This window comes from Fusibacter sp. (genome assembly GCF_057447755.1).
In genome coordinates, this window is record NZ_JBVBZF010000420.1 from 1 (window position 1) to 2,620 (window position 2,620).

Annotated in this window: 3 protein-coding genes; all 3 read left to right on the top strand. The window is 37.4% G+C overall.

Features of this window, described 5'->3' with window-relative positions; translation table 11 throughout:
- Positions 1–273, top strand: a 273-nt coding sequence (locus AC220I_RS21105; protein ID WP_486725844.1) for a DUF1292 domain-containing protein, incomplete at its 5' end; no start/stop codon positions are given.
- Positions 274–334: 61 nt separating this feature from the next.
- Entirely contained in the window at positions 335–778 is a 444-nt protein-coding gene (locus AC220I_RS21110; RefSeq protein WP_486725845.1) for a Fur family transcriptional regulator, read from the top strand.
- Between the two features lie 78 nt (positions 779–856).
- Positions 857–2,620: ribonuclease J (locus tag AC220I_RS21115; protein ID WP_486725846.1), on the top strand; the 1,764-nt coding region annotated here is incomplete at its 3' end.

Genomic DNA, 2,620 nt, shown 5'->3' on the forward strand with positions numbered 1-2,620 from the left:
CATCAAGGACAAGAAGACATTGTAGAATTGTTCGATGACAATGGAAATCCTGTGAAATTCAATATTATCGCGACTCTTGAGCTTGATGATCAAGAATATGCAATTCTTTCAAATGTTGAAGATGAAGACGAGGTATTGATTTTTAAAGTGACTGAAGAAGATGCAGAATTCGTTTTCGAAACGATTTCTGATGAAGAGGAACTTGAATCTGTAATCCAAGCATACAATGACTTAATGGATGAAATGGATGAAGAGGACGAAGACGAAGAATAGGAAGTTGTCGGTTCGTTTTCAATATGTTAAAATTTAAGAAAAAAGTATTGAGGTGTTAATAATGAGTTCGTGTCATGAAGCATATAAACTTAAATTAAAAGAATCCGGATATAAACTAACGCCGCAGCGTCTTGCGATTATCAATGCCATTGAAGAAAACAAAGGAAAACATCTTAATACAGAAGAAATTTATGATATCGTTAAACAAAGGAATCCTGAAATGGGACTGGCTACAGTTTATAGAACGTTACAAATGCTAGACGAGTTAGAGGTGGTATCCTCATTAAATCTCGAGGACGGTTGTGTAAGATATGAATTATATTGTGATGATGGCTCACATCATCACCATCATTTGATATGTTCAAACTGTGGTTCAGTAATAGAAGTAGAAGGAGATTTACTTGATCAACTTGAAGCTAAAATAGAAAAGGAATATGATTTTAAGATCGTTGATCATAAATTGAAATTCTATGGCTTATGTAGTAAATGTAAAAACCTTGTTTAGTGCAGGGTTTATTTTTCGTATATAAAAACTCATTGATCGGCCTTTGTCATATCACGTAAAAATTAGAGAGGTGAAATTATGACAAATCAGAAAAATACAAAAGAAACTGAAGTTACAAAAAAAACATCAACAAAAAAAGAAAATGTAAAACAAGAGAATGTAAAACAAGATCTTAAAAAAGGGGCAAATGTGAATGCTGTAGAAACAGCAGAAGGACAGAAACCTCAAGCGAAACGCAATAATTATCCAAAGAAAAAGAAACCGCCTGTTACAGCGCCAGTCGCAGAAGGTCCAGTTTCTAATGAGCCGCTTTTAAAGATTATTCCGCTTGGTGGTCTTAATGAAATTGGCAAAAATATGACTGTTATTCAATATGAAGAAGACTTGTTCATCATCGATTCAGGTTTGGCTTTCCCAGAGGAAGAGCTCCTAGGGATTGATGTTGTCATTCCAGATATCACGTACCTTAAGAAAAATCTTTCTAAGGTAAGAGGAATTGTCCTTACACATGGTCATGAAGACCATATTGGGGCATTGCCTTATGTCCTTAAGGAGATCAATGTACCCGTTTATGGTACAAGATTGACTTTGGGGTTGGTTGAAAACAAATTGAAAGAGCATAGACTCACTGATGTTAAGCTCGTGACCATCACACCTGGTCAAAAAATCAAACTCGGTGTTTTCGAAGTGGAGCCAATTAGAGTATGTCACAGTATTGCAGATGCCGTGGCTTATGCTATTAAAACGCCTTACGGCACAATTGTGCATACAGGTGACTTTAAAATCGACTTCACACCAATTGACGGACAAAAAATGGATCTATCAAAGTTTGCCAAATTGGGTGATGAAGGCGTTCTGGCTTTGTTGGCAGATAGTACCAACGTTGTAAGAGAGGGTTATACCATGAGTGAAAGCACTGTGGGTGAGACCTTTGAAAATATTTTCAAACATGCATCAGCAAGAATCATAGTTGCTTCGTTTGCATCTAACATTCATCGTCTACAGCAGATTATCAACGCAGCTTATATCAACAATCGCCGTGTGGCCTTTTCGGGTAGAAGCATGGTCAATGTGTCGAATGTTGCACTTGAACTCGGCTATTTGAAATTACCAGATGATATCATTATAGATATAAAAGACATCGATCGTTATCCTGAAAATGAAATCGTGGTCATTACCACAGGATCACAGGGTGAACCTATGAGTGCACTTGCAAGAATGGCAAATTCAGAGCATAGAAATATGGAAATTGTACCTGGTGATTTGGTTATTTTATCTTCGTCACCAATTCCTGGCAATGAGAAAAGCGTCAGTAAAATCATAAACCAGTTAACAAAAAAAGGTGCTCAAATGATCTATGAATCACTTGCAGATGTCCATGTTTCAGGCCATGCAAAGCAAGAAGAGCTCAAATTAATGCATTCTTTGGTGAGACCTAAATACTTTTTACCAGTACATGGTGAGTATGTGCATTTAGATCGCCATAAGAGATTGGCACAAGAGCTTGGCATGAGCGCCAACAACATCTTTATTTTAAGCAATGGCGGTGTTTTAGAATTTACATCGAAAACTGCTAAAATAGGTAAATCTGTACCGGCTGGGCGCGTATTTATTGACGGTCTAGGCGTTGGTGATGTCGGAAATATCGTTCTTAGAGATCGTAAGCATCTTTCAGAAGATGGTTTGATTATCATCGTTGTGGCGCTTTCAAGTGCCACTGGAGAACTTGTAAACGGTCCAGATTTAATCTCAAGGGGATTCGTTTATGTAAGAGAATCAGAGAGTCTAATGGATGGTGCAAGAAATGTGGTTGATGCTGAGCTCAACAAATGCCTCAACAAC